This is a genomic window from Bacillus sp. UNC41MFS5, from assembly GCF_000686805.1.
The window spans coordinates 310,682-334,938 of sequence record NZ_JMLP01000010.1; the positions used below are offsets into that span (position 1 = coordinate 310,682).

At 36.3% G+C, this 24,257-nt stretch carries 27 protein-coding genes and 1 riboswitch; of the genes, 4 read left to right on the forward strand and 23 right to left on the reverse strand.

The genetic code is table 11. The annotated features are described in order from the left end of the window. Positions 1 to 43 precede the first annotated feature (43 nt). Genes BR30_RS0104430 through BR30_RS0104445 form a run of 4 tightly spaced genes read right to left on the reverse strand, consistent with a single transcriptional unit; the run spans position 44 to position 3,820 of the window. Positions 44 to 670 carry a LysM peptidoglycan-binding domain-containing protein gene (locus BR30_RS0104430; protein ID WP_026563958.1) on the reverse strand — a complete coding sequence of 209 codons (627 nt, stop codon included), beginning with the start codon at positions 668 to 670 and terminating at the stop codon, positions 44 to 46. Further along, positions 667 to 1,272 (reverse strand): CPBP family intramembrane glutamic endopeptidase, encoded by a 606-nt coding sequence (locus BR30_RS0104435; RefSeq protein WP_026563959.1) that lies wholly within the window; start codon positions 1,270 to 1,272, stop codon positions 667 to 669. Before BR30_RS0104435 ends, BR30_RS0104430 begins: the two co-directional genes overlap by 4 nt. Further along, positions 1,269 to 2,783 carry a RecQ family ATP-dependent DNA helicase gene (locus BR30_RS0104440; protein WP_026563960.1) on the reverse strand — a complete coding sequence of 505 codons (1,515 nt, stop codon included), beginning with the start codon at positions 2,781 to 2,783 and terminating at the stop codon, positions 1,269 to 1,271. Before BR30_RS0104440 ends, BR30_RS0104435 begins: the two co-directional genes overlap by 4 nt. Continuing rightward, positions 2,783 to 3,820: a YpbB family protein gene (locus BR30_RS0104445; RefSeq protein ID WP_026563961.1), complete on the reverse strand. Its 1,038-nt coding sequence runs from the start codon at positions 3,818 to 3,820 to the stop codon at positions 2,783 to 2,785. Before BR30_RS0104445 ends, BR30_RS0104440 begins: the two co-directional genes overlap by 1 nt. A 256-nt stretch (positions 3,821 to 4,076) precedes the next feature. On the opposite strand from BR30_RS0104445, the gene BR30_RS0104450 reads away from it, so the two are divergent. Then, positions 4,077 to 4,325 carry a ferredoxin gene (locus BR30_RS0104450; RefSeq protein ID WP_024030326.1) on the forward strand — a complete coding sequence of 83 codons (249 nt, stop codon included), beginning with the start codon at positions 4,077 to 4,079 and terminating at the stop codon, positions 4,323 to 4,325. Between the two features lie 113 nt (positions 4,326 to 4,438). Here BR30_RS0104450 and BR30_RS0104455 read toward each other — a convergent pair whose 3' ends face one another. The 18 genes from BR30_RS0104455 to BR30_RS0104540 form a co-directional block, all read right to left on the reverse strand. Further along, positions 4,439 to 5,023 carry an ECF transporter S component gene (locus BR30_RS0104455; protein ID WP_026563962.1) on the reverse strand — a complete coding sequence of 195 codons (585 nt, stop codon included), beginning with the start codon at positions 5,021 to 5,023 and terminating at the stop codon, positions 4,439 to 4,441. 166 nt (positions 5,024 to 5,189) lie between these two features. Continuing rightward, a riboswitch (FMN riboswitch) is annotated at positions 5,190 to 5,323 on the reverse strand. Positions 5,324 to 5,432: 109 nt separating this feature from the next. Beyond that, complete coding sequence (locus BR30_RS0104460) at positions 5,433 to 6,179, reverse strand: peptidoglycan DD-metalloendopeptidase family protein (protein WP_026563963.1); 747 nt, start codon at positions 6,177 to 6,179, stop codon at positions 5,433 to 5,435. Between the two features lie 172 nt (positions 6,180 to 6,351). After that, positions 6,352 to 7,527: a hypothetical protein gene (locus BR30_RS0104465; protein ID WP_026563964.1), complete on the reverse strand. Its 1,176-nt coding sequence runs from the start codon at positions 7,525 to 7,527 to the stop codon at positions 6,352 to 6,354. After that, entirely contained in the window at positions 7,502 to 8,053 is a 552-nt protein-coding gene (gene sigX, locus BR30_RS0104470) for an RNA polymerase sigma factor SigX (protein ID WP_026563965.1), read from the reverse strand. Before sigX ends, BR30_RS0104465 begins: the two co-directional genes overlap by 26 nt. Before the next feature lie 361 nt (positions 8,054 to 8,414). Continuing rightward, positions 8,415 to 10,202, reverse strand: a complete 1,788-nt coding sequence (locus BR30_RS0104475; RefSeq protein ID WP_026563966.1) for an ATP-binding protein — start codon at positions 10,200 to 10,202, stop codon at positions 8,415 to 8,417. Continuing rightward, positions 10,199 to 10,915: a response regulator transcription factor gene (locus BR30_RS0104480; protein WP_026563967.1), complete on the reverse strand. Its 717-nt coding sequence runs from the start codon at positions 10,913 to 10,915 to the stop codon at positions 10,199 to 10,201. The genes BR30_RS0104475 and BR30_RS0104480 overlap by 4 nt, the downstream gene beginning before the upstream one ends. A gap of 182 nt (positions 10,916 to 11,097) precedes the next feature. Further along, a complete protein-coding gene (ccsB, locus tag BR30_RS0104485; protein ID WP_026563968.1) occupies positions 11,098 to 12,285 on the reverse strand; it encodes a c-type cytochrome biogenesis protein CcsB in 1,188 nt (395 codons plus the stop codon). Then, the gene (resB, locus tag BR30_RS0104490) at positions 12,286 to 13,908 is read right to left on the reverse strand and encodes a cytochrome c biogenesis protein ResB (protein ID WP_026563969.1); all 1,623 of its coding nucleotides are present in this window, start codon (positions 13,906 to 13,908) and stop codon (positions 12,286 to 12,288) included. It lies immediately after the preceding gene. 21 nt (positions 13,909 to 13,929) lie between these two features. Further along, positions 13,930 to 14,454, reverse strand: a complete 525-nt coding sequence (resA, locus tag BR30_RS0104495; RefSeq protein ID WP_026563970.1) for a thiol-disulfide oxidoreductase ResA — start codon at positions 14,452 to 14,454, stop codon at positions 13,930 to 13,932. Positions 14,455 to 14,551: 97 nt separating this feature from the next. Then, positions 14,552 to 15,289: a 23S rRNA pseudouridine(2605) synthase RluB gene (rluB, locus tag BR30_RS0104500; protein WP_026563971.1), complete on the reverse strand. Its 738-nt coding sequence runs from the start codon at positions 15,287 to 15,289 to the stop codon at positions 14,552 to 14,554. A gap of 160 nt (positions 15,290 to 15,449) precedes the next feature. Then, positions 15,450 to 15,989, reverse strand: coding sequence for a spore maturation protein (locus BR30_RS0104505; protein WP_026563972.1), 540 nt, complete (start codon positions 15,987 to 15,989; stop codon positions 15,450 to 15,452). Positions 15,990 to 15,995: 6 nt separating this feature from the next. Next, positions 15,996 to 16,583 (reverse strand): nucleoside recognition domain-containing protein, encoded by a 588-nt coding sequence (locus BR30_RS0104510; protein WP_026563973.1) that lies wholly within the window; start codon positions 16,581 to 16,583, stop codon positions 15,996 to 15,998. Then, positions 16,576 to 17,721 carry a D-alanyl-D-alanine carboxypeptidase family protein gene (locus BR30_RS0104515; protein ID WP_026563974.1) on the reverse strand — a complete coding sequence of 382 codons (1,146 nt, stop codon included), beginning with the start codon at positions 17,719 to 17,721 and terminating at the stop codon, positions 16,576 to 16,578. The genes BR30_RS0104510 and BR30_RS0104515 overlap by 8 nt, the downstream gene beginning before the upstream one ends. A gap of 170 nt (positions 17,722 to 17,891) precedes the next feature. Then, complete coding sequence (locus tag BR30_RS0104520) at positions 17,892 to 18,782, reverse strand: superoxide dismutase (protein ID WP_026563975.1); 891 nt, start codon at positions 18,780 to 18,782, stop codon at positions 17,892 to 17,894. Between the two features lie 123 nt (positions 18,783 to 18,905). Next, positions 18,906 to 19,394: a YpuI family protein gene (locus BR30_RS0104525; protein WP_026563976.1), complete on the reverse strand. Its 489-nt coding sequence runs from the start codon at positions 19,392 to 19,394 to the stop codon at positions 18,906 to 18,908. Between the two features lie 36 nt (positions 19,395 to 19,430). After that, a complete protein-coding gene (locus tag BR30_RS0104530; RefSeq protein ID WP_026563977.1) occupies positions 19,431 to 19,850 on the reverse strand; it encodes a hypothetical protein in 420 nt (139 codons plus the stop codon). Positions 19,851 to 19,970: 120 nt separating this feature from the next. Further along, complete coding sequence (scpB, locus tag BR30_RS0104535) at positions 19,971 to 20,558, reverse strand: SMC-Scp complex subunit ScpB (RefSeq protein WP_026563978.1); 588 nt, start codon at positions 20,556 to 20,558, stop codon at positions 19,971 to 19,973. Then, the gene (locus BR30_RS0104540; protein WP_026563979.1) at positions 20,545 to 21,315 is read right to left on the reverse strand and encodes a segregation/condensation protein A; all 771 of its coding nucleotides are present in this window, start codon (positions 21,313 to 21,315) and stop codon (positions 20,545 to 20,547) included. Before BR30_RS0104540 ends, scpB begins: the two co-directional genes overlap by 14 nt. Positions 21,316 to 21,524: 209 nt before the next feature. Here BR30_RS0104540 and BR30_RS35665 point away from each other — a divergent pair, with 209 nt between their 5' ends. After that, a complete protein-coding gene (locus tag BR30_RS35665) occupies positions 21,525 to 21,614 on the forward strand; it encodes a YjcZ family sporulation protein (RefSeq protein WP_066363308.1) in 90 nt (29 codons plus the stop codon). Positions 21,615 to 21,777: 163 nt separating this feature from the next. After that, positions 21,778 to 22,299, forward strand: a complete 522-nt coding sequence (locus tag BR30_RS0104550; protein WP_026563980.1) for a DUF309 domain-containing protein — start codon at positions 21,778 to 21,780, stop codon at positions 22,297 to 22,299. Positions 22,300 to 22,330: 31 nt separating this feature from the next. Here the strand turns inward: BR30_RS0104550 and BR30_RS0104555 are convergent, their stop codons facing one another. After that, complete coding sequence (locus BR30_RS0104555) at positions 22,331 to 22,681, reverse strand: GNAT family N-acetyltransferase (protein WP_026563981.1); 351 nt, start codon at positions 22,679 to 22,681, stop codon at positions 22,331 to 22,333. 496 nt (positions 22,682 to 23,177) lie between these two features. Between BR30_RS0104555 and BR30_RS0104560 the strand changes: the two genes are divergently transcribed. Further along, positions 23,178 to 24,041: a DUF1002 domain-containing protein gene (locus BR30_RS0104560; protein ID WP_026563982.1), complete on the forward strand. Its 864-nt coding sequence runs from the start codon at positions 23,178 to 23,180 to the stop codon at positions 24,039 to 24,041. Positions 24,042 to 24,257: the final 216 nt, after the last annotated feature.

The following is a 24,257-nucleotide window of genomic DNA, read 5'->3' on the forward strand; positions in this document are numbered from 1 at the left end:
TATTATGTTTTTTTCATGAAAAAACCGATCACTAAGGGATCGGCTAATTGTTTATTGGTATTTTCAAAACCTGTCCTGCATTAACTTGTTTGCTCCGAAGATGATTGGCTTTCATAATGATGTCCATCCCCTTTGGAGAATGGTAGTACTTCAAGGCTATTCTATATAGGTTTTCGTTTGGTTTAACTGTATGCGTTACAGTAGAATTAATTTGTGATTCTGTCGAGTTTTTTGTTGGTTTTTTTGGGGGTACTGTAGTTTCAGACTGTTTTACCTCGTTGCTAGTTTGTTCTGTTTCATGATCCTCAGGATTCGTTTCCTTCGATTGATCCAAATCTTCGGCTTTTGTTTCTTCTTCCTCATTTGGCGTTTCTAAATTAATGGTTTCATAGCCAACAGAATCCTCAGTGGTTTTAGGAACTCCATTAACTTTTTTAGCACCATCACGGTACGAAATTGCACTAAAAATAATGATTGGCAGGAGGATAAAGAACAAAACTAATAAACGTATAACTGGGTACTTTAACTTCCACTTTATTTTTTTCTTCTTTTGCCGATGTATATGCTCACGAGGCGGCAAGTCGTCTTTGGTGTCCACTTTCTCATTAATTTTTTCTATTCTTTGTTTTAAACGTTCCGCCTGGTCCCTGTAAGGCTCTTCGCTATTCATAACCGCACTTCTCCCCGTTCATTTTCTCTGGTTGGACTTTTACATTTTATATAAACACCTAATAAAAAATCAATAACAAAATGCATAACAATTGTAATAGCTAAATTATTGGTCCATTCAAAAATTAGTCCAATCAAAAAGCTTAATACAACAATATTTACAAATAAAAACCAATTAAAAAGATATCGATAGTGAATAATTGCAAAAATAATGCTCGCGAAAACCAGTCCTACTTTTGTTTGTATGATTCCTCTAAACAATAATTCCTCACTAAACGCTACAAAAAAAGCAATCAGTACGATGTGACAAATGTTTCTATTTCTAAAGATTCTTTCATTTAAACCCCCATCATCATAAAAGGAAGAAGGCAGCCATTTCATTAAGAGAACATCTAACATCACAACTATTAATCCTGCAGGAATCCCAATTGTAAAAATGTGAGAGTCATCCAGAATAATATTTTCTAAATAGGAGAAATGGTCAAAAAATATAAACCCCAATAGTAATGAGATGACACAGAGAATTATTTGTGTCATATACAGATGAAAAAGCAAATCTCTATCCGTTAATCCATTTATTAATTCAAAATACTTCTTTTTCATTCCCTCAACTCACTATTGATTAGAATTTTGGCAAGATATTCTTTCCAGTTTTGTTCCGTTTTTTTCACCAAAGGAAAATCACTAGAATGACTTGTTTGGTAGTCAATTATTTGAAGTCCGCATATGTCACAGCATTTGTTTACTGTGTTTAATAGTGTTTCATCAAAATATTGTAAAATATTTTGACGTCTGCATAATCTAGACTCAGCCCATTTTTTCATTCGATAAATATTATTCTTTTTAATTGTTAATCTTTCCTGAATAAACTCTTTAATAATAATTCGTAATTGTTTAAGACTTATTGTTTCAAGAGGCGTATTTATGACAAAGTCCTCAACAATCCGCCATTGAATTTCCGAGAAACCGCCAAGATCCATTAGCTTGATATCTAAAGTAATCTTTCCATCTTTTAACATCCGTTTCTCATCCAGCTTATTAAACAACCAGTCTATTTGCTGCTCAGATGGTAATTCACTCTCAGCAAGCTGAATCGGCAGTTGTTCATCCCCAGGCGTATAAAGAAGGACGGCAATACTTGGTTTGCCATCTCGACCCGCCCTTCCAATTTCTTGAAGATACGATTCTATCTGCATCGGCATATGATAATGGATTATAAACCGGATATTTTCCTTATTTATTCCCATGCCAAAGGCACTTGTTGCACATATAACATCTAATTGTCCATAAAGAAACTGCTGCTGAATCAGTATTCTAGTGGATTGGTCCAAACCGCTATGATAGGCCATCGCACGGCAGATTCCTTTTTCTGTTAAAAAGGAAGCCATTTGTTCCGCCATTTTTTTACTTGAAAAATAAATGATCCCTGGCTTTTTCAAACTGGCAACAAGCTCATGGACAACCCCTTGCTTTTCGCGGAAGTCTAATAATTTTTTAACATAAAAACCGATATTGGGCCTGTCAATGGTAGACTCTATTTTTTTAATTTCATCCAAATCAAGTGAACGAATGATGTCCTCTCTTACTTTTCTAGTAGCAGTTGCAGTCAGCGCAAGTGTGAGCGGATCGCCAAACTTTTTTCTAATTTCACCTAGTTTTGAATAATCTGGTCGAAAGTCAAAGCCCCATTGGGAAATACAATGGGCTTCATCGACCACAAACAATGAAATTGTAAGTTCTTGTAGTTTGCGGAGGATAAAAGGAACCATTAACATTTCAGGTGATATGAAGATATACTTATACTGTTTAAGTTGATGAAGGGCATTTTGCCTTTCATCTGCACTAAGAAAGGAGTTTAATGCAATTACTCTCTTTTCACCAAATTTCTTAAAATGTTCCACTTGGTCTTGCATCAGTGAAAGGAGCGGAGATATTATTAAAATTTGCCCTTTTAACAGTAACCCTGGCAGTTGGTAACACAATGATTTTCCTGTTCCTGTCGGGAGCATGGCCAATGTATGTTGACCAGATAAGATTGATGTGATGACCTCTTTTTGTCCTGTCTTAAAACTTGGATAACCAAAATGTTCTATTAATACTTTTTCTAGTTCCATTATCTATCACCATATTTCGCCAATACCAGCCTTATTTGAAAATATGTTGCGGTTACTATCTTTTCTCGAATTAACTTTAACTGTTTGGTTGCCATTTGACGTGAAATTACTAAGATTTTATTTTGTAACTCTCTATCTACGTAAGCATCAATAGAGAAATTTTCTGAATTTAGGGATAATTCAACCAGATGGTCTTCTATTGTACTTAATTTCAAGTGCCTTATATTTGCAATCATATCAAGTGTATATCCTTGATTTAATAATCTCTGTGTTTTCCTAGTTGATATTGTTAATTCATCATTTTCCATTAACCCTTTGACTAAAAATGGCAAAATTTTAAACTCACTACTATCTTCCTCAATTTTTTGTAATAAATAATGCAGTGTATTTGTAAACCCAATTTGGTAATCGTGGAAATCTATATTTAACTGTTTGGCTGTTTGAAGAGAGGTCAAGCCAATTTGTTGAAAACCTGTTAACCGAAATATTACAAACGCGGGGTCCAATTCATGTCCTGCATCAAAACAATTTTCTAGTTCTGAATAAACGGTTGTCCCCATTTCCATTCTAGGCAGGTTAATACTTTTTAGAGTTGATTTTAACCAACTATGAACCTCTTTGTTTTTTTGGATGGGAATATATCTTGTTTCTCCGAACATTAAATTGGATATCACCTGAACTAATAAGGACAATCTTTCCCAAAATAAGGTTGTCATTTGATGATAGAGCCAGCCATTAATATACTTTGGCAATTGATTTTTTTCTAGGAGTTCTTTTCCAAGTGGAGTCAAAATAAATCGCTGTTCCCCGATATTTTTTATCCACTTTTTTTCACTCATCGATTGAATGATCTCTTCAAAAGATTCCCTAGATAACTGTTCGTAAATCCCAAAAAAACTTTTCAACGAAAATAAATGGGCATCTTGGATAGTTTGCGATGACTTTTTTCCATTAAGAAGGTGATAGACCGAATAAATGGTCCGTTCCCTATTTAATTGTTTTATACTATAAAGAATGATGGATTCAATTTGGAGCATACGAACCTCCCATCACTTATTTCGCACATATTCGACCAAAAACTGCATTTTCCTTCTTTATTCTACCATGAAATAAAGGATCTTGATGCCCAAAAATGTGGAAGATTTAGAAAAACACTTGGATAAACTAAAGGGATAAAGGCATTTTTCTATTGAAAAGTTGACGATACAGTTTTACAATAGATATGAGTTATCCGTTTTCATATTTATAATGGAAATGAGTCTTATTTTTTAAATTTACTGGGAGGTTTTTTTCATGGCAAAGTACACAATTGTTGATAAGGAAACATGCATTGCATGTGGAGCTTGCGGCGCAGCAGCACCAGATATCTATGATTACGATGATGAAGGTATCGCATTCGTAACTCTTGATGATAATGAAGGAATTGTTGAAATTCCTGATGTATTAATCGATGACATGATGGATGCTTTCGAAGGCTGTCCTACAGATTCCATTAAAGTAGCAGACGAAGCTTTTGATGGCAATCCGACTAAATTTGAATAATATTTAGGATAATATGTTTAAGCTACTGCCTCTCTCTTTTTTAGGTGAGGGGCTTTTATTTTTGTATACAAAATAAAAAACAGGAGGAATGATTCCCCCTGTTGTTCAACTACTTAGGCGCTTTTAATAGTCGTATATTTATTGATCCATGCTTGCATCCGAATGAACAGAAGCATGAAGATGGCGGACATCATAACACCTTTTAAAAGGTTAAATGGTAAGATTGCTGGCAATACTAAATTCCGCATATCTGGAAAGCCCATTAGAACGGTATAAGCAGGTAAAATAACCAAGTAGTTTAAAATACTCATCAATACTGCCATGATTGCCGTCCCACTAATTAATGCTAGCGTCATACCTTTTCTAGTCTTAAGTCTATTATATACAAAATAAGTTGGCAGAATAAACACAATACCCGCAACGAAATTGGCTATCTGCCCCACAGGAATTCCCGTTTGGCTACCAGTCTGAATATAATTAAGGACATTTTTAAAAAACTCAACTAAAATTCCTGCAATCGGTCCAAAAATCAATGTGGCAATTAATGCTGGAATGTCACTGAAATCGACAAACAAGAAATTTGGGAATAGCGGCAATGGAAATTGTATGAGCATTAGCAGAAAAGCAATACTACTCAGCATTCCTATTGACACATAAGCCCTAACATTCATTTTCCTCTTTTTCTGCATTTTCTTCATCTTCCTCTCTCCTTTTTTTGATCCATCGCGTTAAGGAAGAGAGGTTCAGCAAACAGACGAGACCAATGTAAATAAAAACTCCCTCAGCAATAATTGCTTGAGGGAGTTTACAAAGGCACGCTTAATAAACGTTCTTTAAAATATTATTTTTGAACGTCTGCAGAACCTCCATCTTCTCCCATCCAGACTATACTGTCGGCTTTGGAATCTCACCAAATCCTGCCATAAAACGGCTCGCGGGCTTATGAGTTTTACTCAAATACCGCCGATCGGGAATTTCACCCTGCCCCGAAGATAGATCGATATTAAATTACATTTCTAATTATACTGTAGAACTTATCTTTTGTTAAGTAAAAGGTTTCAGCAATAAAACCCGCAGTCAATAGCCTGCGGGTTTTATTGCTCGAAATTAATTTACATTTAATATTTGTTTAGGTTTAATCAGATTGGTGGAAAGATGGTTTAATTCTTTAATCCGGGTAACCGAGATGTTTTTTTTCTTCGAAATCGAATACAGTGTATCACCGTGTTTGACGATATATTGCTGGTTAGTCACCTTGATTTTATCCTCATGATGGAATTTAATATGTGAGCTCGCTTCTAATACATCATCATTACCTGCCGCAATCCCTCCGCGTACAGTCTCCCCGGTTTTAGCTTTTCCTAATATCGTTTCTGGATCCAAGGCAAACTTCTTATCATATCTCCATTCTTGCTGATGCGTTTCAAAATGGAGATGTATCCCGGTAGCTTGTCCAGTTTCCCCCATTTTTCCTATTACTGTACCTTGCTTAATCTTTTGCCCTTGAAATACGTTTCGCTTGTTTAAGTGTGCGTAGACAGTCACTAAATGACTTGGGTGTTTAATAAACACTACATTTCCATATGTATTAGAATAATAAGATTTCACCACTTGTCCGTCAGCCACGGCAAGTACAGGTGTATTTATTTTTCCAGCGATATCAATCCCCTTATGCTTACCCATCCTTGTTCCATATATATCAGAAACTATACCATCCGCAGGCCATATCCACCCATCCCTAATCTTTTTATCAACCTTTATACTAGCTTCGGAATGCTTTCCTCCTAAAAATAACAAACTGACACATAGCGCCATAATTAGGGCTATTAAAACCCTTTTTATGTAATCTCGCATTTCCTTTAGTCACTCTCCTTAATTCTTTTCCTCCTCCACACAATATGTAGTTTTTTTCACCTTTAGAACATATTCCTTATCTGTGGAGTGATTAGGCATACTTGTTATAATTTGGAGAAACGGTAAATAATATTCATAAAAAAATCAACCTTTAACGGTTGATTAAATAAAATTATTGTAATGTCCGTTGATTCGGGGCCAACGGTACTTTGTTCTCTTTTGAGAGGTCAAATGGACCAATATTCTTAATTGGCGGGTTCGTAATAAAGACTTTATCTAATCCGAATTCTTTTGCAGTTAATAACAGTGACTCATAAGCGTTTATTGTTGCTTGATCATCTTGAAGGATCGTATCTTCCTTCATTGATACAATTAATGTTTTCTCTTGAATAGACACCTCATTTATCGGCAGTGCAGGTAAAAGCGAACTTTTTAATCCTAATGTGGGTTGATCCTTTTTCATATCCTCTACAGCCATCTTAATATCTTTATATTTTTCTATAGATGGGACTAAGAAGGGTATTTCATTACCCTCGGAATAGTAAAAGAAGAAGGCATGATTCTTTTGTTGCTGTATGCTTATTTTTTCCTGATGACCATAATTCCCCAATTCAATGCCTGGTTCACCATTGGTTGAAAATCTTATCTTTTTTAAATCACTATTGGAGGAGAAATCTTTTTGCAGTACATTAATAAAATTTGTTTCTGTCGCAGAACCTTGTCCGTACTGATGGTATAATGGCACATCCACTAAGATTGCTTTATTTTTATTATCAAGTTTCAATGCAGCATTAAGAGGATAGAATTCACTTAATCCCCATTCCTGCTCCTTTAAATTCACCATATTTTCATTAAATAACTCCAGCCATGTTTTCTCATTTGAATCATTAATTATGGTTGAAACGGGTACAAGTATTTGTATTTGTGGGTCAGGAATCCAGTAGGTTAACACTTTTCCTCCGTCCACTTCTTCATCATAAATAGCCGTTTTCAAAGTTTGAGTTTTATCCGCTCCTGTAAATGTCCTTGCTTTTGAACTTGTATCATCCTTTTTCAAAGCAATGGCTGAATTTTTATCTGCCGTTTGTATATCTCGCTCTACAGACGATTTTTCTTGACTAGCATGTTCCTCTGAGTATTGTGGACCGACCATTAATTTAGGAATTAAGATAAAGAATATGAGCAAGGCAGCAACAGTAGCAAGACCAGGTACCAGCCATTGTTTTGGTTTTGTTTTTCTTATTGGAAGATTTTGATAAATGTCACGAGGATTGCGATCATCTTGTATTTTAGGCATCTGCCTTAATAATTCTTCGAGCTGCTTATCGCTCCACTCTGACTTTTTCACTAGTTAATCCCTCCTTTTCATAAGAAAATTCCATATGCTTCTTCAATACCTTTAATGAACGGTGTTGTGTAGTTTTTACCTTACTTTCAGTCCATCCTAATGCTTGGGCTGTTTCAACAATAGATAAATCTTGTATATAACGTAAAATTATTACAGCTCTTTGATCCAGTGTGCAATATTCCAGGCAATTGTATACCCATCTGATTTCTTCCCTTTGTACTGCAATATCTTCTGGAATTGGATATCCGTCTTTCAGTTGATCAGTTGACCAATCGAATTTTTCCAGTAATCTTCCTTTCCATCCTTTTTGTTTTCGGAAAAAGTCAATAGCTACATTTCTAGCGATTGAAAACAGCCATGTTTTCTCACTGCTTTTCCCTTCAAAACGACGATAGGATTTAAATACCCTTATATAAACCTCTTGGACAAGATCCTCTGCTTGTTCTTTGTTTCTAACCATATAAAAAAGAAATTGAAAAACGTCGTGATGGTATTTTTGATAAAGATCATCGAAAACGGAGTCCATCCATTCCCCTCCCCGTTCAAAATATTAGTCGATTTATATGTATAAAAAGTTTCACCTTATAAATATAGACTTTTTTGTGACAAAATGAAAGGTATAATTTGGAATTGATTTCCTAAAGGTTTGATAAAAAAACTCATCCAGTTTAATGGATGAGTTTTATGATATCTAGCTCCAGCGACCAACGACTAGTGGATTGGCTCTCTCCTCCTTGCGATAAGTCAACATCGAATCGCTGGCGCTCTTCGTGTTTCCTTTATCTCATGCGGAGCGGTTCCAATCCTGTCGTGCGCTAAACGGTCGCTTCCGCTTTTAAATGTTTCCCGTGTATCAAGAACAATCGGCAAAAAACTTGTTCATTTTACTATTTTCGAGGTACTAAGAAGGAAAATGTCGTCCCATGTCCGAGTTTACTCTGAACCGAAATATGACCATGGTGTGCATCAATAATATTTTTAACTATGGCTAGTCCAAGGCCTGTCCCTGCTCTTCCTCTAGTTCTGGCTTTATCGGCTTTATAAAAGCGTTCAAAAACGAACGGCAAGTCTTCTTCGGGAATACCAGAGCCAGAATCCTGTACTCTAATCATGATTCCCTTTTCGTCTGATGTGACTCTTAATTTAACTGCTCCGCCTTTAGGTGTATGTCTGATTGCATTATCAATTAAATTAGTGAGTACCTGTTCGATTCGATCAGGATCAATAGAAATAGAGGTGATTCCATTTTCAATTTCAGTATACAATTGAATTTCATTATCTTTAGCTAATCCCTGAAACTTATGGATTATACGATTAATAAATGAAGAAATATTAATTTCTTCCATTGTTAATTGGAGATGACCCGCTTCCATTCGCGCCAGGTCCAGCAACTCATTTACAAGCCGGCCCATCCGCAATGATTCATCGTAAATGACCTTTGCCATTTCCTTTTTCTCTTCCTGGGATTCAGCAATATCATCTACAATCGCCTCACTATACCCTTGTAACATCGATATAGGAGTTCTAAGTTCATGTGAAACATTCGCAATAAAGTCTTGTCTCATTTTATCTAACTGCCGTTCCTCTGTCATATCCCTTAAAACAGCAACAGCACCGCGGATAAATCGGTTACTATATAATGGGCTTACTAGGATGACCCAATGCCTGCCTTGAAACGAAATTTCACCAACTTGTTCTGACTCAGTATCTACTGCTTGTTGAAAAAGATCCATTACCTCTGTTGGGATAGCCTCAGAATCAGAACTAAATCCACCCATTTCATAATACCAATATTGTAGAAAACGGTCAGCTGGGGGATTAGTAATTAAGATTGTACCGTCCCGATTAAAAGTAATAACTCCATCTGCCATACTACTTAAGATACTTGATAGCTGTTCTTTTTCTTGGCTCAGTGCACTCATATTGAATTTCAATTGTCTGCCCATTTGGTTAAACGCAGTTGCTAATTCACCAATTTCATCATGAGTAAGGATGGGAACTTTGGTATCAAACTTCCCTCTAGCCACTTCAAATGCTGCTTCCTTCATCTTTCTTAACGGAGCAGCAATTCTTGTAGATAAAAAGAATGCAAAAATGGTTGTAAGAATAATTGCGACGCCTGCCACAAGTAGAATAAATTTGGTTGTTTCATGAGTTGTTTCCTGCATGACTTCCGTTGATTGATAAATGAAGACGGCACTATGCTCTTCCCCAGGAAGATGCAAAGGTACACCGATAATTGAAAACTTAGTTCCCTTATCATCATCATCATTTTCATTGAACGTAAGTGTGGAAACCTTTTCTACATTAACGTCTCTTTTAAAGACTTGTGATAAATTGGGGTCATTCTTAATATCTGTCAATGATAATCTTTTCGTCTTTTCTGTGTTTGGAGAGTAGTAGATTTCATTATCATTTTTGATGATGACTACATTATTCACTTTATCGATAATTTCCCATGATATCTCTAATCCAAGTGATAATTCTCCATTAGTATGTCCTTCTAAAACGTTAGCAATCTTCTCGGCTGTGTTGGTTAAATCCTCTTTCATTCCAAGAGTATTGTAGTTTTGGAAAAATTCGAGAAGCATGATTGTTAAGATGAATAGCACAACTGAAACTAATAAAAGGATCGTTAACCATAGCTTTCCTACAACACTTCTTAAAAAGGTCATTCATTAATAACCTCAAATTTATAGCCTACACCCCATACTGTAACAATCATTCTTGCTGCTTGCTCGGAAACTTTATTTAATTTTTCACGGAGACGCTTTACATGCGTATCTACTGTACGTAGATCTCCGAAAAACTCGTAATGCCAGACTTCTTTAAGTAATTGTTCACGGTCAAAAACTTTATCTGGTGCTTTCGATAAGAAATAAAGTAATTCATATTCTTTTGGAGTTAAACTAACTTCTTTTCCATCAGCTGTTACTCTGTGTGCATCATTATCAATTGTTAAGTGCGGAAATACAATGACGTCCTTCGTTGTTGTTTCCGTTTGCAGGTAACTAGTTTGTGATGATCTTCTTAACAAGGCCTTAACCCGTAAGACAACTTCTCGAGGACTGAATGGTTTAACAATATAATCGTCTGTTCCCACTTCGAATCCTTGAACTCGATTGATTTCTTCACCTTTTGCGGTCAGCATGATTACTGGCGTTGCCTTTTTTTCTCTTAATTCTCGACATACTTCAATTCCATCCTTGCCGGGCATCATTAGGTCGAGGAGAATGGCATCGTAATCATTAGCAAATGCTTTCGCTAATGCCTCATTCCCATCTTCTGCTTCATCAATTATATAATCTTCTCGCTCTAAGTACATCTTTAATAAGCGACGAATTCTTTCCTCATCATCTACCACTAAAATTTTTACGTCTTTATCCATTATTAATCCCCCCATGGAGTTTATTTTACAAAACACTATTGTTTTATGCTATATTTTCCTGCTAATTTCCCGTTTAAAAAGTGACAATATTTTGACAAACCATAAAAACATTTAAAGTTTTAAAAAGGCCCCCACTTTTTTAAAAGTGAAGGCTATAAAATTTCTAGTTATCAATTATTAAATTAAGAACCAGCATATGAATGAAGTCCAGCAATAATAAGATTAACAGCAACAAGGTTAAACATTATTATTATGAAGCCAATTACTGCAAGCCATGCAGACTTTTCTCCATGCCACCCTTTTGAAAGACGGAGATGTAAAAATGCTGCATAGAATAAAAAGGTAATTAATGCCCATACTTCTTTTGGGTCCCATCCCCAGAATCTAGACCAAGCCATTTGTGCCCAAATCATAGCAAAAATGAGTGCGCCAAGAGTAAAAACCGGAAAACCAATTAATACAGACCGGTAGCTAATCTCATCAACAAAGTCTAGTTTAATGTTTTTAACAATCGGTTTCAGGGCTGCAGCAATTCGCTTTCTTAAAATTAATCTAATTAATCCGTAAATAACAAGTCCCGCCATCAATGACCAAATGACAGTATTTAATTTTTTTGCATTAATGAAGGCAGGAACCTCAAACAATGGTTTGAATCCATCTTTAGTTAATAGTTCCCCTTCATGTGGTCCGGAAAGGGCAGGCATCGTATATTCAACATTTGCCACATTATCATGTTTATCGATCCAATTAAATTTCTCATGAAAACCCAAACCAGAAAAAATCGAAGCTACGGCAACAAAACCGAGAACGGTCACTAATGCAAACATCACCATTTCAAGCCAAAATGTTTGTCTGCTGGATTTTGTTTGATCAATTGCCTTTACAAGATAAATAAGTCCTGCCGCAAAGCTAATGGATAAAATAGCTTCCCCAATCGCCGCGGTAGTTACATGAATATGCAGCCAATAACTTTGTAAAGCCGGTATTAATGGTGTAATATCCTTTGGAAACATACTAGCATAAGCAATAACCAGTATAGCTACTGGCATTGTAAATAATCCCAGTAAGGTGGTCCGATAAATAAAATAAATAACGATAAATGCACCCACAAGAGCCATTCCAAAGAATGTCGTGAACTCAAACATATTACTCACGGGAGCGTGTCCCGCAGCAATCCATCTAGTAATAAAGTAACCCAGTTGTGAAATAAAACCAACAATCGTTAACAGGACAGCAATTTTGCCCCATCTATTGGTTCCTTCCTTTTCATTACCTGGCTTCTTTGATTTAATCGACCCTCCGAAAAATAGGGTTGCAACTAAATAAAGAATAAAAGATATAAATAATAAATTACTACTTAATGTTGCCAATTAGACTCCCCCCTTATCCGTTTCTTCTAATTGCGCTTGATCGCTTGGCATTTTAAGATTCGTACCTGCCAATACACCTTCAATTTCTCGTTTTAGTCCATACCAATTTTTATTTGTGTGCGCAGCAATCCAGACTTCGCCGTTTTTGTTTTGAAGCCAAATGCGGCGATGATTCCAATAGGCACCTTGAATAACACCAATCATAAAGATGATTCCGCCTATAATAATTACCCATAGGGTTGAATCTTTACGAACAATAAAGCCTGAAACATTTGTTGTTTCGATTCCTTTGAAAGACATCTTATATTGGTTAGCACCAAATGGTTCAATTGTTTGCTTGATGGCTACAAAACTTGTTTCTCCTTTTGGCTTATCAGGAGTCACCATTCGAAAGACAAAAGCAGGGTTGTTGGGTACACGTGATTTAGTGGTTGGCTCGCCATTGTCTGCAAATTCAAAGTCAGGAAAATAGTTTAGTATTTCCACCGAATTGCCATTTCCGAGGTCATACTTCATCTTTGGGTCTCTTAGGTCAATTGTAAGTTCGCCCATGGATTTATTTGTCTTTTTATTTGTCAAACCAAATGACATTTTATTTAATTCATTCCTGAATGAAGCTTGGAAAACCGAATAGCCTTCATATGTGAGTGGTAAATTTACACGTACCTTATAATCTTCAATCTTCTTAAGTGTTGGTTTCTCACCAGGGAGATTTTGTCCAACCCGTTTATATAGAACAACGTTAGATTGATAATTTTTTACAACTTCCCCGGCCTTATCAATCGCCTTTTCAAAGGTCTTATCTTTATTTTTATCGTAATGCTCCAGAATGAACTTGTTATTTTGAAGATAGAACTGTCCATCCGTCTCTGGAACAACAGCTGTTTCACCTTCCCGCACCCAAAGGTCTTCATTTACATACATACCAGGAATAAAGCGCAGCATACCACCGAATAAGAAAATAATTAATCCAACATGGTTTACATATGGACCCCAGCGAGAAAACCGACCCTTTTCCGCTAAAATATCGCCATTTTCTTCACGAATATGGTATCGCCGTGCTTGTAAATGTTTCTTAACGGTCGAAAAATCACTTTCACTCGCTACTTCGTTCACACCGAAAACACGCTGGCGTTTTAAAAAGCCTTCATGTCGAGTTACTCTTTGGGCCTTCAGGGCCTTATATAATGGTACAACTCGATCAAGACTACAAATGACTAGTGATATTCCAATCATCGCAATCAAGACTAAGTACCACCAAGAACTATATAGGTTATTAAATCCCAATTGGTAATATAATTTACCAAACCAGCCATATTCTTGCTCGTAGTATACATCTGCAGGTAAATCGATATACATTTCTTGAGGCAAAATGGTACCAAGAGATGAGGCAATTAAGGTAATAATAATCAACCAAACTCCAACTTTTACTGATGAAAAAAAGTTCCATATTTTATCAATAATCGTTTTATTGTATGTTTGTGAACGGCGTGCACTCCCTTCATAGCGCATATCAATAAGCTGATCTGTATTAGTTTGAATGATCAGCTCTTTTCCACATGCTTCACATAAAACGGTTCCATGGGGATTCACATGCCCACATTCACATTTAACATCATTCATTCGAAAAAACTCCCTACAACCTTAAGGTTTAATTTTCTCCATAAACTCCCTTACTTTTTCTTCCGTAAGTTCACCTGTATAATACTCTACGACCTCGCCATTCTTATCAATCAAAAATGTAGCTGGAAGCGGATCAATTCCATAAGTACTCATGACTTCTTTATCCGTATCAATCATAATCGGAAAATCCAGTTTTAGACGCTCTGCAAATTGATTAACTGCGAGTTCAGATTCTTGAATATCTACTGTCAAGACTTGAACACCTTTGTCTTTATACTGATGATACTGATTATTAATATAAGGCATTTCCTTTTTACATGGCGGGCACCATGTTCCCCAGAAATTCAGGAATACCCCTTGTCCACGATAATCTGAAAGCTGATGCTTTTTTCCTTGCATATCGACCAATGCAAAATCAGGAGCCTGTGCACCCACCGCAACTTTTTGCTTAGTATCTTTTGTAAAATTTGCATATAACGTATAAACAACGGCAGCACCTAGTAAAAGTAAGATGATGGATCTCATAACTAATCGCCGTTTTTTCATAAAAAAACCCTCCCATAACCACTTGACACAGTTTGTCTAATTATAGCATTTTCCAATATATTCACAGTGTTTACACAGAACAAAATTTGTGACGGTTTTATGAATTTTTTTTGGCTGATCCCATCCCGATTGCTCTAAGTTGCTTTACTTCATGTGGTGTCAGTTCTCGAGCGTCACCTGTTCTTAAGCCACTTAATGTTAAGAAACCGTAGCGTTCACGCTTTAATTTCAACACTTCATGGCCAATCGCTTCGAACATCCTTCTAACCTGACGGTTTCTACCTTCATGGATGGTTATTTCAACGATTGCAGCTTGTTTTTTACTATCTGCCGAGAGCAATTTCACTCTTGCAGGGGCTGTTTTTCCATCTTCTAGACGGATACCCCTTTCTAGTTTCCTTAAATTCTCCTTTAAGGGAATTCCTTTTACTTTTGCTACATAAACCTTATCAATTTCATTTTTAGGATGCATCAGTAAATTAGCAAACTCCCCGTCATTGGTTAACACTAATAAACCGGATGTATCGTAATCAAGACGGCCAACGGGATATATTCTTTCTTTTAAATGCGGAAAGAAATCCGTGACTACTTTTCTGCCCTTATCATCATTAACACTTGAGATGACTCCTCTTGGTTTATATAAAAGGAAATAAACAGGTTCTTCTTTCTCAATCTGAATTCCATCTACTTCTACCCTATCAGATGTAGAAACTTTCAGGCCAAGTTCTGTAACAACCTTTCCATTAACCTTTACGCGCCCTTCTTTTATTAGGTCCTCCGCTTTTCTTCTAGAAGCAATGCCCGCCCGAGCAATTACTTTTTGTAATCTTTCCATTATTCCACCTCGAATTTATCTATATAAAACGATTTGACAGCAGCAAACTGCATCCTATCCTTATGAATTATGACACAATTCCTTCACTTTTCAAAGTAACGGACATTATTACAGAAAAATAAAATAGCATGTCCAAAGAACATGCTACATTCATGTAAATTTATTTTGTACTACCAAAGATTAATGCAACAACTGCAATCGCCGCTATAATGCCGACAACGTCCGCGAGAAGTCCTACTTTTAAAGCATCCCCCATTTTTTTAATACCAACGGCTCCAAAATAAACGGTTAACACATAAAAAGTCGTGTCAGTACTCCCTTGCAAAACAGATGCTAGACGGCCAATAAATGAATCAGGACCATAAACAGCAATTAAATCACTTGTCATCCCAAGTGCTGCATTCCCAGAAATTGGCCTTATGATGAGTAAAGGCACAATTTCAGCAGGTACTCCCATTGTTTTCATGAGTGGACGAATCCAATTCATTAAAGCCTCTAGTGCACCAGATGCTCGGAAGACGGAAATAGCCACAAGCATACCAACAAGAAAGGGAATAATGGATACGGCAATTTTAATGCCTTCCTTTCCGCCCTCAACAAAACTTTCATAAGTAGAGACTCGTTTGATCGTACCATATAATAGAATTAACCCAATGAGTAATGGAATAAATGTTAATGAAATTACCGAAATGAGTTCCATGCATCTTCATCCTTTTCTGTTTCTGCGATAATAGAAATAACGATCAATTAGGATCGCACCTAGTGCGGAAATAATAGTTGCAATGATTGTTGGAATGACAATCTCCGTAGGAGATGCTGAATGATAGTTCATTCTAATCGCAATGACAGTAGTGGGAATAATCGTAATACTTGCCGTATTAATTGCTAAAAAGGTGACCATGGATCTGCTAGCTGAATCCTTTCCTCCATTTAATTTTTTTAATTCTTCCATCGCCTTAATTCCTAAGGGGGTGGCGGCATTCCCTAATCCAAACATGTTAGAAATCATATTGGATAATATATATCCCATCGCTGGATGGTTAACTGGTACCTCCGGGAAAAGTCGTTTAACAAGCGGTCGAAAAAATCTAGATAGACGTTCCAGAAGGCCCGACTCCTCCGCAATCCGCATCATTCCAAGCCAAAAGACCAGGACACTAATAAGTCCGATACAAAGTGTCACCGCTTCTTTCGCCCCATCAAAGATTGCTTTGTTCACTTCAGCCATTGTTCCATTGATTAGTGCGAAAATAAAACCAACAATGAACATAAACACCCAGATATAATTAACCATTGTCCTTCACACCACAGAAGATAAGAAAAATTTTCTTTACGAATTCAAACAATCCTTCTTTCTTTTCAGGCACTCTTTGATAGTAAATGGGGGTTTCTTGGACAACTCGACCGTCTAAGTAAACTGCAGCCTTACCCACGACTACATCATTCTTCTTATCATCATCAAATTTTTGGGTCGGTTTATTAAGCTTATATTTTATAGAAAATAAATCCATTTCCTCGCTTGTAACCGGATAGACAATTGTTTTCTTTACATAAAGGTGATTCTTATAAACCTTATTCTTAATACCATCAATTTTCCCCTCAGCTAATACCTCAGCCATATCAAACCCTTTAAAACCACTTTCATACATAGAAATATGGTCATTCCAATCGTCTGGACTGTTTAAAGTGACTGCAATTAAACTCATATCCCCTTTTGTTGCCGTTGTTACCAAGGTTCGTTTTGCCCGTTTGGTGTACCCTGTTTTTCCACCTGTGGTATATTTATATTTTGTTAGCAAACGGTTTTTATTTTTCCAAACACGGTCCCAATCTTCCGTAGGATTTGGTGCTCGATAAACCTTTGTTCCAGAGATTTTTTTAAAGGTTTTATCCTGCATGGCATAACGCATTAACACAGCCATGTCATAGGCTGTGGAGTAATGATTTTCATGATCATCAAGGCCATGAGGATTGGAAAAATGGGTATTTAACATCCCGATTTGCTTTGCCTTTTGATTCATTAGATAGGCAAAACCCTCTACACTTCCACCCACATATTCGGCGATTGCTACAGCAGTGTCATTTCCAGACCTGAGCATCAATCCATAGACTAAATCTTTAAGTTTAATTTTTTCACCTGGTTTTAAATAAACAGATGATCCTTCCGCACGAGTTGCTTGTTCACTTACTTTTACATATTCATTCATTTTCCCCGATTCAATTGCTAGCTTCGCAGTCATTATTTTCGTAATACTCGCGATTCTTCTTTTTGTGTGGGCATCTTTCTCAAAAAGGATTCGCCCTGATTTCTGCTCTATCAAAACAGCACTTGCTGCACTTACGGAAACAGAAGCTTCCACCTTTTGAGGAATGTTAGCAATGAATAGTAAGACTATGAGGGAATACATAACTAGCTTCCAAATCATTCTCATTAGATTTACCTCGTCCCCTTGTAAAGTTATCTTCTCCCTGAGTCAATGCGCTTTTTGCTTTTCATTTTTCTTGTACAAGTTTATGCAGGACAAGGCTTGTTATGACAACTTGCTGAATAAAAACGAAAGCAGACGACAATGTGCCGTCTGCTCAATAATCATTTCCCTAATTACATTGCTGTCCATTTCATGTCTGCTGCTTTTTCAAAGCGCATTTCTACATCATGCCAATTGACTATGTTCCACCAATTGTCTACATATTCAGGTCTTTTGTTCTTGTACTGAAGATAATATGCATGCTCCCAAACATCTAATACCAAGAGTGGAATGGTATCCCATTGGGTCAAAAGCATATGTCGTTCAGATTGTAAAATCTCCAAATGTCTTGCTTGAGGTGACCAAACCAATATGGCCCAGCCTACCCCTTCAACTTGTTTAGCCGCTTCAGTAAATTGCTTCTTAAATGCCGAAAAACTGCCAAAGTATTTTTCTATTTCACTTTTCAACGGTCCTTGTGGACTCCCGCCTCCATGCGGGCTCATGTTTTTCCAAAAAATCGAATGAAGATAATGCCCTGAGCCGTGAAAGGCAAGTTCTCTTGACCAGTGTTTAATTAATGAAAAGTCATTCGTTTCCCTTGCTTTTTTAAGATTAAGTTCTGCTTTATTTAATCCATCAACATATGATTGGTGATGCTTGTCATGATGGAGTTTCATAATTTCTTCTGAAATATATGGTTCCAAAGCATTGTAGGGATAGGGGAGGTTGGGCAGTATATGCCCACCTAGAGGAACTCTTTTCTCTGCCACCCAAATGTCACCGCTCGCTTGTTTTCTTTTAAAGTAATGTTCCATTTGCTCATGGATATTTTCAGCCTTAGCTTGTAATGTTAGTAGTTCTTCATTGGATAACTGCGTTCTTGTGCTTTCGATTAACTCAGTAAAACTATCCAGTTGTTCCCATAACTCTGAGCTACTGCCCTCTTTTTCCGATTGAAGAAACTGCTTCATTTGCTCATTCCACTCAAACATTTCGTTTACATACTGACTAAATTTATCCATACCATACCATCCCTCATTCCTGACTTGTTAATATGTAATCTACCTAAATGGTATGAGTGATACGGTTTAATAAGAACAAAAAACAAAGCTGCCCTAGTAAGGGCAGCCTTTAAGAGATCATGGTTATTTTGATTGAATCATTTTTGTTCTGTAGTCTGTTTCATAATACTCAAGTTCTTCCCTGATTCGTTGAAAGTCACCTTCTAAACTTTTAACCAACTGAACGATATTTTCTGATACAGGGCGATAAAACTTAATGGAATTTCTTCCAGTGTAAGCTGACCTGCTGTCCTCATACCAAGCATCATTCTTCGGTGAGAAGAACTCTTCAATACATTGATGATAAATTTTATAAAGAGTCTTTTCCGCTGCAGCTTTTTGAAAAGGGCTGCCCTGCAAAATAACGGAGCATGCATCTAACCCTTCCTCGCTATAAACTACTAATTTTCGTAAATTTGCGAAGATCAATTTATTATAGTTAAGATCTTCTTCATTTTCTAAGTTTAATTGTGAAATAGTTGCTTCATTTAAAAAATTCTCTAATGTTGAAATGGATTTTCCTAGAAAAATCTTTACATCATTTAATTGTGTTTTTACCAATGTATTACCCATTGTGTACCCCCTAGTTTTTTACTTCGTTTATTATACTTATTGTTGCTGCATAATGAATTCAAGCGGAGAACGAAGCTCATATTCTTTCTTTTGATTTAAAGAAAGAAAAATTTCAGGTATTTTATTATAATTGATATCTTGAAAATACGAAGCAAATTCCTGCTTAGAATTAATATAAAGTCGTTTCCGGCTGCGCAGGCCTGGGTTTTTCACGAGACAGACTAGCGCTACAATATCTTTAAAGGCAATTTCATCATCTTGCTGAACAAAAATTGGGTCTTGCTGGTATGGTGTAAATTCATGACGAATTTCATCAAAATACCTTACGTATAGAACATGAAGTGTTTTTTCCTCTCCATCTTCATAAAAGGTAACGATGCTTCTGTTAAAAAAATCCTCAGAAGTATTTGATTTTTCTTTTTCTAATTCAAACCCTTTACACTCTTTAATTATCAAATTAATTTCACTCCTTGGCCAATGAAAATATGGCAAATAAATCTATTCAACTCACCTGAGAAAGAATTGAATAATTTACTTAGATTCATTTTATCATAAATTCGGATAAGTATTTGAAAATTAAGAATTAATCGTGTCCTGAAATCTCTCAAAAAATAGATCTGCCTCTTCTTGAATAAATTCCTCTTCTCCCTTTTCGGGAAGCTTTGGAAGTTCTTCAATACTCTTTAGACCAAAGTAATCAAGAAACTCTTTTGTCGTCCCATATAAATAGGCTCTTCCAGTCCCTTCCGCACGACCAACCTCTTTGATCAATGCTTTTGCCATCAGGGTATGCAACGGTCTCTCTGTTTTGACACCACGTATTTCCTCGATTTCAGCCCGAGTTATTGGCTGTTTATAGGCAATGATTGCTAACGTTTCTAATGCTGCTTGTGACAATGTAGACGTATGCGGGGAATCAACTAGCTTTTTTAAATAGGCAGCATTTTCTTTTTTCGTGGCAAGCTGGTATGTTCCCGCTAGCTGAACGATCATAATTCCCCTATTAGTATCATGGTCATATTGTTTTTTCAAATCATCGATGATTTCATTTGCTTTTAATTCACTTACTTCAAGGACCTCTACTAGTTGTTTTAATGAAAGACCTTCATCTCCAGCAGCAAACAAAAGGCTCTCTAGAATGCTGTTCCAATTAATGATGTCCAATCATTTCTGCCCCTTCCTTTACCGCTTCAATATAAATATCTCCAAAGTTCTCTTGTTGCTGTGCATCGATTTCTTTTCTTTTTATTAGCTCTAAAATCGCCAAAAAAGTAACTACAATGTGGTCTTTAGTTCGATAAGGAAATAAATCATTAAAGTTTTTCCGACCCTTTAGCTGCTTTAATTCAGCCATAATTTCTGTAATTCTGGTATCAATCGATATTTCTTGGCGAGCAATCTTCGTAGCCATTGGGCGCTGAAGCTTCTTCCGTCGCATTAATTTTTGAAAAGCCGCCAGCATATCATATAATGAAACATTTAGCTCTGCTTTTTCAGGCTGGCTCTCTTTTGTGTACTCGGAGAGATCACTTGGCGGCTTTGTATACATAAGCCCACGCTCTACTTCCATAGATTTTAAGTCATGAGCTGCTTCTTTAAACTTTCGATATTCGATTAAACGCTCAACAAGTTCGTCTCTTGGATCCTCTTCATATAACATGTCAGGATCCTCATGATCAAGAACTTCCTCATGCTTGGGCAAAAGCATTTTACTCTTTATTACAAGTAATGTCGCTGCCATCACCAAAAACTCGCTTGCTACATCTAACTTAAGTTCATTCATTGTCTTAATATACATTAAGTACTGCTCGGTTATTTGGGCAACTGGAATATCATATATGTCAATTTCAAGCCCATTGATTAAATGGAGCAACAAATCTAACGGTCCTTCAAATGCATCAATTTTCACCTGGTATGGCATTGTACTTCACCAAAATTCTTTAAAAATAAGTTGTTGATTATCCACTTCGACTATTAATAGTATAGAGGATTAAACGAGGTTATCCAATAGAAAAATAACTCCGCGAGGGAATATTATCAAATCATGATGTTTGCCCATAACAATGGACAAATATCCTACATATGATGACAAGGAAAAGAACAAAACATCATTTTTAGGAGGTAGTGAATATGTCTGAACATGGATTTGGATCCGGATTTGCTTTAATTGTAGTTCTATTTATCTTGTTAATTATCGTTGGTGCTTCCTGGGTTTATTAATTAAACAGGAAGGCTGAAGGAACTACCACAAAACCAGTTCATTAAGACAGCCATTAACGTTAGACCTACTGGACCCGTCTTCCATGACGGGTTTTTTTATTTACCCGCGACAGCATACAACTGTGATAAACTATACATAATTATTGTGTAAGGGGGAAATTGCTTGTACCCTAGCGAGTATATCCATTTTTTAGCCCATTTTCATGGAGACCGTGATTATTTCGAATGCCATGAACTTCTTGAAGACTATTGGAAAAAGACAGATTCGAGAAACAAAGATTCCATCTGGGTTGGTTTCATATTATTATCCGTTTCTCTTTATCATCATCGCCGAAAAAATTTTAGCGGTGCAAAGCGGACGTTAGCTAAAGCAATTAAAATTTTTGAATTACAGCCAGATTCTATTACTAAACTTGGAGTAAACCCCGTGGGGCTTATCCATTTATTACATGAAAAATTATTGTCACTTCAGAATGGTGAATCATATCGAAGCATTTCAATCCCGATTTGTGACACTTCCTTAACTGAATTAGCAATAAAAACATGTGAACAAAAAGGGTTTATTTGGGGAAACCAAAGTGATATGACAAATAAATTCATTATTGACCGTCATAAATTACGCGACAGAACCAGCATAATCGAAGAAAGATTGCAGTCATTAAAGACGCGAAAAGGCAGCGAATAAATTATTATTCACTGCCTTTTTGAAGGTAAGACTAGCAAAATTCACATTTTTCGATAAAAGCGGCTGTATTTTCATTAGCAGTAATTTCTTTTTCAGCATACATTTCGTTTAGAGCTTTAACCATCTTTTTACCGATTCCCTGAAACCGATGTGAGGGATTAACGGAGATGTGTAAAATCTCTAAAGAATTGGTATCATTATGAATTAAGACGCCTAACAGACCGATGATATCTTCTTCTTTCCAAAGAAATAGCTGCAATTGCTCTTCGGTTTCATATTCCTTCATTGTTTGCTGAAGCTTTTTTAAGTCCTTTTCGGTGGGCATAAAAGACAATAATCCCATGGCTATTTTTTCGAAAGCTTTCTTATAACGAATTAACATTTTGATCCCTCATTATATTAAATAAACCGATAAACTTGATGGTTTAACAATAGTATATTTTTACCAAGTAACTGAATATTAAACACTATCCATTATATGTATTGAAAATTATTATGTTTCATCAATCACCATGATACATAATAAATGGTCAATCATCAATGAAAATTATTATTAGTGTTTCGGTCCGATAAAAATCCAATAGATAACTCCCCATAAAATCGACACACCAATAAGAATACAAAATATAACCCAGTTGCTTTTCTTCATTAAAATATTTCCTCCAAAAGAATATTGAAGATGTTGTACTGACCTACATTCTACACTATTTTACAAAAATAAGCTATTCTACTTACATATTCTACATTTTTCCGAGCAAATTCTACTTTCTATGAAACTTCAAGCTTGTTATTTTCGTTATTATTATTGAATTCGGTTATATTATAATAACAGAGTCTCTACACTTTCATGATTACCTGTAACTTCCAAGGAGGAAACTATGAAAAAAACGATTATTTACTTCATGTTGGCTTTTTTAATTTTCAATCCAATTCGCACCTTTGCTGATGTAGCAGAAGGTGACATGATTGTTACATTAGGTCAAAATTTAACTGAAAGTCAGAAGAAGGCACTTTTATTAGAAATGGGTGCTCCTGATGATGTTCAGATTGTCACTGTCACAAACGAGGAAGAACACCAGTATTTAGGGAAATATGTATCAAAATCGCTTATCGGGACAAAAGCTATTTCATCATCGGCGATAACCATCCAACCGAAAGGTGCGGGTGTCACGGTTGAAACGAAGAATATTAATTGGGTTACGGACGAGATGTACATCAATGCCCTAATAACTGCCGGGGTAAAGGATGCAAAAATTTATATAACGGCCCCGATTACGGTTTCTGGAACTGCAGCATTAACAGGGATTATAAAAGCCTACGAGATATCTGCTGATAAGACCATTCCGGAAGAAGTGAAACAGGCAGCAAATCAAGAAATGGTTGAAACTGCGAAACTAGGTGACTCCATTGGTGATGAGAATGCGGCCGCATTAATTGCAAAAATTAAAGAAGAAATTGCAAAGAATAAACCAAAAAATGAACAAGAATTACAAAATATTATCGAACAAGCCGCGAAGGAATTAAATGTAAAGCTTACAGATGAAGAAATGCAGCGGTTAATAGACTTTTTTAACAAGCTAAAGGATTTAAACATTGACTGGAATCAAGTTAGCGACCAACTAAATAAAGCTAAGGATCAAATTTCTAATTTTCTTAAGTCAGAAGAAGGGCAAGGTTTTTTAGATAAGTTAAAACAATTTTTCAACTGGCTGATTGATACGATTAAGTCGATATTCTCTTAATAGAAAAGCTGCCGCAGAAAATTCTGCGGCAGCTTTTTAAATGATAAGAAAGTATAAGTTTTTGAACTTAGATTACTGTCTAGCTCCAGCGCCCTAGCGGCTAGTGTCCTTCGCTCTCCGCCCTACGATAAGTCAAGCACGAATGCGCCTCCGGCTCTTCGTGTTTCCTTTATCTCAGTTGGAGCGCTCCAGGCCATACGCCGCTGACCAGGGCGC

Bases quoted from the DNA above. Each gene is read 5' to 3' on its own strand.
- BR30_RS0104430 (WP_026563958.1), bottom strand. From the start codon at position 670: ATGAATAGCGAAGAGCCTTACAGGGACCAGGCGGAACGTTTAAAACAA.
- BR30_RS0104435 (WP_026563959.1), bottom strand. From the start codon at position 1,272: ATGAAAAAGAAGTATTTTGAATTAATAAATGGATTAACGGATAGAGAT.
- BR30_RS0104440 (WP_026563960.1), bottom strand. From the start codon at position 2,783: ATGGAACTAGAAAAAGTATTAATAGAACATTTTGGTTATCCAAGTTTT.
- BR30_RS0104445 (WP_026563961.1), bottom strand. From the start codon at position 3,820: ATGCTCCAAATTGAATCCATCATTCTTTATAGTATAAAACAATTAAAT.
- BR30_RS0104450 (WP_024030326.1), top strand. From the start codon at position 4,077: ATGGCAAAGTACACAATTGTTGATAAGGAAACATGCATTGCATGTGGA.
- BR30_RS0104455 (WP_026563962.1), bottom strand. From the start codon at position 5,023: ATGAAGAAAATGCAGAAAAAGAGGAAAATGAATGTTAGGGCTTATGTG.
- BR30_RS0104460 (WP_026563963.1), bottom strand. From the start codon at position 6,179: ATGCGAGATTACATAAAAAGGGTTTTAATAGCCCTAATTATGGCGCTA.
- sigX (WP_026563965.1), bottom strand. From the start codon at position 8,053: ATGGACTCCGTTTTCGATGATCTTTATCAAAAATACCATCACGACGTT.
- BR30_RS0104475 (WP_026563966.1), bottom strand. From the start codon at position 10,202: ATGACCTTTTTAAGAAGTGTTGTAGGAAAGCTATGGTTAACGATCCTT.
- BR30_RS0104480 (WP_026563967.1), bottom strand. From the start codon at position 10,915: ATGGATAAAGACGTAAAAATTTTAGTGGTAGATGATGAGGAAAGAATT.
- resB (WP_026563969.1), bottom strand. From the start codon at position 13,908: ATGAATGATGTTAAATGTGAATGTGGGCATGTGAATCCCCATGGAACC.
- resA (WP_026563970.1), bottom strand. From the start codon at position 14,454: ATGAAAAAACGGCGATTAGTTATGAGATCCATCATCTTACTTTTACTA.
- rluB (WP_026563971.1), bottom strand. From the start codon at position 15,289: ATGGAAAGATTACAAAAAGTAATTGCTCGGGCGGGCATTGCTTCTAGA.
- BR30_RS0104505 (WP_026563972.1), bottom strand. From the start codon at position 15,989: ATGGAACTCATTTCGGTAATTTCATTAACATTTATTCCATTACTCATT.
- BR30_RS0104510 (WP_026563973.1), bottom strand. From the start codon at position 16,583: ATGGTTAATTATATCTGGGTGTTTATGTTCATTGTTGGTTTTATTTTC.
- BR30_RS0104515 (WP_026563974.1), bottom strand. From the start codon at position 17,721: ATGAGAATGATTTGGAAGCTAGTTATGTATTCCCTCATAGTCTTACTA.
- BR30_RS0104520 (WP_026563975.1), bottom strand. From the start codon at position 18,782: ATGGATAAATTTAGTCAGTATGTAAACGAAATGTTTGAGTGGAATGAG.
- BR30_RS0104525 (WP_026563976.1), bottom strand. From the start codon at position 19,394: ATGGGTAATACATTGGTAAAAACACAATTAAATGATGTAAAGATTTTT.
- BR30_RS0104540 (WP_026563979.1), bottom strand. From the start codon at position 21,315: ATGCCATACCAGGTGAAAATTGATGCATTTGAAGGACCGTTAGATTTG.
- BR30_RS35665 (WP_066363308.1), top strand. From the start codon at position 21,525: ATGTCTGAACATGGATTTGGATCCGGATTTGCTTTAATTGTAGTTCTA.
- BR30_RS0104555 (WP_026563981.1), bottom strand. From the start codon at position 22,681: ATGTTAATTCGTTATAAGAAAGCTTTCGAAAAAATAGCCATGGGATTA.
- BR30_RS0104560 (WP_026563982.1), top strand. From the start codon at position 23,178: ATGAAAAAAACGATTATTTACTTCATGTTGGCTTTTTTAATTTTCAAT.